Raw genomic sequence first — 6,661 nt, forward strand, 5'->3', positions numbered from 1 at the left:
TTAATCCCAATAGGACATCCTCCATGAGCATGACGTTTTCCGGCCAGGTCGCCCTGGTGACTGGCGCCGCCGCCGGTATTGGTCGCGCCACTGCGCTGGCGTTCGCCGCCGAAGGCTTGAAGGTCGTGGTCGCCGATCTCGACGTGGCCGGCGGCGAGGGCACGGTCGCGCTGATCCACCAGGCCGGAGGCGAGGCGCTGTTCGTGCGCTGCAACGTTACCCAGGAGGCGGATGTGCAGCAGTTGATGGCACAGACCATCGGCGCCTATGGTCGCCTGGACTATGCGTTCAATAACGCCGGCATCGAGATCGAGAAGGGCAAGCTGGCGGACGGCAGCCTGGATGAGTTCGACGCGATCATGGGCGTCAACGTCAAGGGTGTGTGGTTGTGCATGAAGTACCAGTTGCCGCTGCTGCTGGCCCAGGGCGGCGGGGCCATCGTCAACACTGCGTCGGTGGCGGGGTTGGGCGCGGCGCCGAAGATGAGTATCTATGCAGCCTCCAAACATGCGGTGATCGGCCTGACCAAATCGGCGGCGATCGAGTATGCGAAGAAGAAAATCCGCGTCAATGCCGTCTGCCCGGCGGTGATCGATACCGATATGTTCCGGCGCGCCTATGAAGCCGACCCCCGCAAGGCCGAATTCGCCGCCGCCATGCACCCGGTCGGGCGTATCGGCAAGGTGGAGGAAATTGCCAGCGCAGTGCTGTACCTGTGCAGCGACGGAGCGGCGTTCACCACCGGGCACGCCTTGGCCGTGGACGGTGGCGCGACGGCTATCTAGGACCTGGCGCCGGCCCCTTGGTCGAAAACGTCTGGGGGCGCGTGGGGCTTTTCCAAAGCTGGCAAAACGCTGTGATCGAATATGTGTCAGTAGGTAAATAAGTCAATAAAATCAATACTTTAATAAATTTATGCGGCCGGCAACCTGCGGCTTCTGTGCTTAACTCTCCGGGTTGATAACAGACAGTTGAAGTGAGTGGCTCATGGATTTAGGGATCGATCGACAGGCCCTTGTACCGGTAGTGCAGCAAATCGTCAGTGCAGTGGTGCAATGGATTCGCAAGGACGGCGTGAGCCCCGGAACGCGCTTGCCGTCCGTCCGCCAGTTGGCCCTGGACAACCTGCTCAGCCAATCCAGTGTGATCGAAGCATTCGAACGGATGGTCGCCCAAGGGGTGCTGGCGCCCCGGCAGGGCTCGGGATTTGTGGTGGCCCAGCCGCCTGCCTGCCATGAAGGCAACTGGTATGAGGGGGCGGAGCGCGAGTGGGGCGCCTTTGCCGACAATCCGTTGGGCGAGTTGAAGCTGGGCTGCGGCTGGTTGCCCGATGCCTGGCGCGAAAGCGATGACATCAGTTACGCGATTCGCGAAGTCACCCGCACCGACACGGCCGGCCTGTTTAACTACAGCACTCCTCTGGGGTTGCCCGCGCTGCGCGAGCAACTGCTCAAGCGCCTGACCCAGATTCACATCGCCACCAGCCTGGAGCGCATCCTGACCACCGCAGGTGCCAGCCATGCCCAGGACCTGCTGATACGTACGCTGCTCAAGGCCGGCGACAGCGTGGTGGTCGAAACCCCCGGGTATGCCAACCTCTATCGGCAGCTGGCGTTCCAGGGCGTGAAACTGCTGGAAGTACCGCGTACCCGAGGCGGCCCCGACCTCCCGGCACTTGAAGCGCTGCTGCAGCACCACCATCCCAAGTGCCTGTTCATCCACAGCCTCTATCACAATCCCACGGGCACCAGCCTGTGCCGGGTGGTGGCCGAGCGCTTGCTGGAACTGGCACACCGCAAGAACTTCCTGATCATCGAGGAAGATGTCTACGGCGACCTGCAACAGGCCAGTTGCACGCGGCTTTCGGCATTGCCCCATGATGATCGGGTGATCTACGTCGCGAGTTTTTCCAAGACCCTGAGCAGCGCCTTGCGTGTGGGCTACCTCTGCGCCAGCAGCGCAATCATCACGCAATTGGCCAGCCTCAAGACCTTGACCGGTTTCGGCACCTCCCGGTTTGCTGAAGCGGTGGTTGCCACGTTGTTGGCCAACGGTACGTATCGCAAGTGGGTGCAGCGCCTGCGCAAGCGGTTGAGCAGTGAAATGGCCGTGACCCTGCAAGTGCTGGAGGACGAAGAGTGGGAGGTGTTCGCCGTACCCACCGGCGGTATGTTCCTGTGGGCACGTCCGGGGGCGGCGCAGCCTTCGCGGTTGCAGGCGTGCGCCCGGCAGTTGGGGGTGTTGTTGTCGCCCGGGGGGTTGTTCAGTCCAAGCGGCAGTCACAGTGAGTGGCTACGCCTCAATGTCGCCTATGCTACTGATCAACGTGCCTTGGCGTTGTTTCGTGCGATGGGGCCCGCCAGATCGACCTCGACCATTCTGAAAACGACGAGCGTGTAGCTTTTTGCCATTATTGTGGCGCCAGTGCCTTGTGCTCAGTGCCTTTTGGTTGCGAATCTCGTTGCTTGTCCATCGGACTTGATGGCGTCCGCCATTGCAAGAGGATTCAAGTGCAATGATTTCAGGCGTGCAACGACGTTTCGCCAACCTGGGTATGGCGAAAAAACTGGGCTTGGGCTTCACCCTGGTGCTGCTTCTGACGGCGTTGGTCGCGGCTATCGGCGTGTGGTCCCTGCAAACCGTTGGCCAGCGTTTTGAAGGCCTTAAGGCCATGTCGTCGCTTAACAGCGGCTTGCTCAAGGTGCGCCTGATCGAGCAGGACTACGCACTGCACGCCGACCCCAAGGCCGTCGACGCCTTGCATGAAAGTCTCGATGCCCTGGCGGCCCAGGCGGCCGGCCTCAAGGCCCAGTCTGCGGCGAATGTGCCGGTGATGGCCGAGGTCGAGCAGGCTCTGGCAGCCTACCGGAAGGCGTTCGATGAGTTTGTCGAGCTGACGCAGACCAAGGACCTGGCGCTGGAAATGGCCAGTTGGTCGGTGTCCAGCGTAGCGAATAACCTGGATGTATTGCAGGCCGGGCTGGCGGACGACGGCGCCTATGGCCTCAAGGAAAGCCAAGGCAAGGAGGGCGCCGAGTTTATCGAGCAGGCAGGCCAGATCAGTCAGGTTTCCCGCTTGATGTTGCAGGCTATGAACGAAGCCCATGTACGCCTGGACCAGAGCCGCAAGGCGGATGCTGATGACGCCGAGCAAGGCAAGATCGAGCAGGCCGACCAGGCCCTGGCTCAGGTCGAGCAATTGAAAACGTCGGTCAAGGACCCTGGTTATCAGACGGTGCTCAACGAAGTTTCCGGGCATATCGCCGCCTTCAGCGAAAAGCTGGGGGAATACACCGGCCTGCTGGCCCAGGAAAAAGTCGTCTACAAACAACTGCATGATCGAGCTGACCAGGTCGTCAGCCGGGTCAACCAGGCCTATGACGCTGAAGACCTGTCGATGCAGGCGCAACTGAAGAAAAGCGCGATGTTGATCATTGGCTCGTCGGCCCTGGCCTTGCTGGTGGGGTTGATTGCGGCCTGGGTGATTACCCGCTTGATTGTCGCGCCGCTGCGCAGTGTGATCGCGGTAGCCCGACAGATTGCCGCCGGGGATCTGAGCGGGCGCATGGAGGTCAGCCGTCGTGATGAAATCGGCCAGTTGATGCAGGCGATGCAACAGATGGGCGGCGGCCTTAGCCAGATGGTCAGCGGCCTGCAGGCCGGTATCGAACAATTGGCCAGCTCGGCGCAGTCGCTGTCCAGCGTGACCGAACAGACCAACGTAGAGGTCAGCAGCCAGAAGGAAGAAACCGAGCAGGTCGCTACGGCGATGAACCAGATGACCGCCACCGTGCACGATGTGGCGCGCAACGCCGAACAGGCCGCGCAAGCTGCGCAGACGGCGGATGAAAAAGTCGACAGCGGCCAGCAGGTGGTGCGCCAGAGTTTGCAGCGTATCGAATTGCTGGCCACGTCCAGTACCCGTGCGAGCACCAGTATCGAGAGCCTCAGTGCTGAAATCCAGAATATCGGCACCGTGCTGAGCGTGATCAAAAGCGTCGCCGAACAGACCAACCTGCTGGCCCTGAACGCGGCCATCGAAGCCGCCCGTGCAGGCGAACAGGGCCGGGGGTTTGCGGTGGTGGCCGATGAAGTCCGGGCACTGGCCAAGCGCACCCAGCAATCGACCGAAGAAATCGAGCGGCTGGTCAGTACCTTGCGCAGCGCTGCGCAATCATCGGTGCAGCAGATCCAGCAAAGTGGCGAACTGGTCAAGCTGGCGGTCAGCGATGCGTTGGAAACCGAAAGTGCCCTGGGCAGCATTGCGGTAGCGGTGTCGTTGATCCAGCAGATGAACCAGCAGATTGCCGCTGCGGCTGAGGAGCAGAGCTCTGTGGCCGAAGAGATCAACCGTAGCGTCACCAGTATTCGTGCGAGTGCCGATCAATCGGCGTTGAGCATGCAGGGCAATGCGGCGTCGAGCATCCAACTGGCGCAGTTGGGGGCGGAGCTCAAGGGGATGGTGGGGCACTTCCGCCTTTGAGCGCCGCACAGAGGCGGCGATCGAAGGGGGGCGATCAGGCGTGGTTGGCGAGGAAGGTCAGCAGTGCTTCGTTGACGAAATCCGGGTTCTCCCGGCTGGAGATATGCCCGGCGTCTGGAATCAGGATCAGGGCACAGCCAATCAGCTCGGCCATTTCCTCGGATTCGGCGGGTGGCCGAGGCTTGTCCTGTTCGCCACACATCACCAAGGTGGTATCGGCGTCCAGCCGCGGTAGTTGTTCCAGCACATCTTCGCGGCTGAAGATCAATCGACCCAGGGGTACGATGCTGTGCAGCAGGCGTTCCCGGGTAAAGTCCTGCAGTGACTTGCGAAAATCCTGGTAGAGCGCCGATTCGCGGTCGATGTCCGGGCGAAAGAAGATCGGCGCGATCACATCCAGCAACGGCTCAGGAATGGCGCCGGCGTCTTCAATCATCTTGAACAACGAGAAGTAATACTGGCGCGTGGCCTCTGGCTCGGCACCGAGGTAGGTGTCCATCAGCACCAGGCTGTTGATCCGCTCGGGGGCCTGCAACGCCAGGCGTGCGCCCCACATGCCGCCCACCGACAGGCCTGCCAGGTTGATCTGTGCGATCTCCAAATGGTCAAGCAGGGCCAGGACCTGGCGCGCAAGGTCGTCGAGGGTGTGGGTGGGGGCGGGGAGTTGGCCCGATTCGCCGTGGCCCCACAGTTCGGGCACGATGACCCGGTACTGGTGCGACAGGGCTTCGATCTGCGGGGCCCACATGTCCCGGTCCCACAGGTAGCTTGAGCCGAGCAGGACGACAGGGCCGGTGCCCTGGTCGACGTAATGCAGCGGTTGTCCATCAATGACGGCGATAGGCATAGCGGGCCTCTGACTTCACGGAGTGAGGGGCACTTTTTTACGCTAGTCGGGGGCGGGGCGATAGATGCAAATTGATGGCATGTTGGGGCGAGCGGGCAGCCCGCTCACCTCAGGGGAGCGGGCAGATCAGTCGTAGATGACTTTCTTTTTCCACTCGGCATCGGCGTCGACTTCTTTCATGCCTTCGGTCAATTCGTTGACTTCCTCCGCCGCCTGTTTGCTGTTAGCCAGCACGGTCGAGTTGGCGCGGGCCAGTTGACCTTCCAGCAATTGCAGCTGTGCACTGTAGAGCACCGGCTCCGGCTGTTTACGCAGGTACTGCACGCCACGCTCGAAGGCCAGGCGCGCCTGGCCCGGTTGGCCCTGCTGCAAGGCGTGCTGGCCGAGGTTGTTGAAAAACTCTATGTGCAACAGCACCAGGATATGACGGATTTCCTTGATCCAGTGCTTGGCTTCGTTGGTCGGCAGGAACCCGTCCTGGGCGGCGCGGGTGACCTGACCATGCAGGGCTTCCAGCAGGAAGCGCACGTCCTTGGCCTTGGCTTCGGTCTGGATCGGCGCCGGCGGGTTGTTCACCGGGATGGACTCGCCCTGGGCCACCAGCGTGTTCAGCTCGGTGATACGGGCCTTGAGCGGTGCACTGGTCTTGTTGAGGTTCAACAGGCGCTGATTGACGTTGAGCTCCAGGCGAGCCAATAACAGCTTGAGCGCCGGGGTCATCAGTTGGCCAGGGAAGGTCTCGGTGATCTCACCGCAACGGCGCAGGCGATCATTAAGCTCGATCTCGGTGCGCTTCTTTTCCAGCTTGTTGTTTTCCACCACGTGGTTCATGTAGCCAATGGCGATCAGTATTACGATCCCGGCAATTACCAGCAGGGTGATCATGAGTGGTGTCACCGGTGTGACCTCTTTGATAGGGTTTACAGTGGAGTGTAGTGACTGGGCTTGTCGACGGATAGGACTGATCGACCAGTTACCCAGGTAGTTCTTCTATATTAAGTAGCCGCTCCCTGCGTAGATGCACATTGCCATCACTTGCTGGAACGAACTATAGCGCCTTGTCGGACGCCAGAATATAGGCGTCAAGGCCTGGACGGGCAGAATGCCCCGCGCGGGCCGGTAAACACGGGCGAAGTCATTGATTTAAATAAATTTATCCTTGGGGGTTGACGACCTTTCAATCCATCCATAGAATGCGCGCCACTTACAGCGTAAAGCACACAGCGAAACGCGGTAGGGAGTGAATGTTGTACGTGTGTCCCCTTCGTCTAGTGGCCTAGGACACCGCCCTTTCACGGCGGTAACAGGGGTTCGAGTCCCCTAGGGGACGC

Annotated in this window: 5 protein-coding genes, 1 tRNA gene and 1 pseudogene; 5 read left to right on the top strand and 2 right to left on the bottom strand. The window is 60.9% G+C overall.

Annotated elements, in window-relative coordinates; translation table 11 throughout:
• Positions 1–23: 23 nt before the first annotated feature.
• The 4 genes and pseudogenes from AC07OP_RS30870 (at position 24) to AC07OP_RS30885 (ending at position 4,483) form a co-directional block, all read left to right on the top strand.
• The gene (locus tag AC07OP_RS30870) at positions 24–785 is read left to right on the top strand and encodes an SDR family oxidoreductase (protein WP_027607086.1); all 762 of its coding nucleotides are present in this window, start codon (positions 24–26) and stop codon (positions 783–785) included.
• A gap of 202 nt (positions 786–987) precedes the next feature.
• Positions 988–2,400, top strand: coding sequence for an aminotransferase-like domain-containing protein (locus AC07OP_RS30875; RefSeq protein ID WP_495103213.1), 1,413 nt, complete (start codon positions 988–990; stop codon positions 2,398–2,400).
• Positions 2,401–3,424: 1,024 nt separating this feature from the next.
• Positions 3,425–3,622: pseudogene (locus AC07OP_RS30880) on the top strand (HAMP domain-containing protein); the annotation flags it as partial.
• An 18-nt stretch (positions 3,623–3,640) separates the two neighbouring features.
• Positions 3,641–4,483, top strand: a complete 843-nt coding sequence (locus tag AC07OP_RS30885) for a methyl-accepting chemotaxis protein (protein WP_370671245.1) — start codon at positions 3,641–3,643, stop codon at positions 4,481–4,483.
• Between the two features lie 34 nt (positions 4,484–4,517).
• Here the strand turns inward: AC07OP_RS30885 and AC07OP_RS30890 are convergent, their stop codons facing one another.
• Entirely contained in the window at positions 4,518–5,330 is an 813-nt protein-coding gene (locus AC07OP_RS30890) for an alpha/beta fold hydrolase (protein ID WP_495103212.1), read from the bottom strand.
• A gap of 126 nt (positions 5,331–5,456) precedes the next feature.
• Positions 5,457–6,227 (bottom strand): hypothetical protein, encoded by a 771-nt coding sequence (locus tag AC07OP_RS30895; protein WP_027607090.1) that lies wholly within the window; start codon positions 6,225–6,227, stop codon positions 5,457–5,459.
• Positions 6,228–6,587: 360 nt separating this feature from the next.
• Here AC07OP_RS30895 and AC07OP_RS30900 point away from each other — a divergent pair.
• Positions 6,588–6,660, top strand: a tRNA-Glu gene (locus AC07OP_RS30900).
• The last annotated feature ends 1 nt before the right edge of the window (position 6,661 follow it).

Source organism: Pseudomonas sp. GW821-FHT09D08, assembly GCF_059416305.1.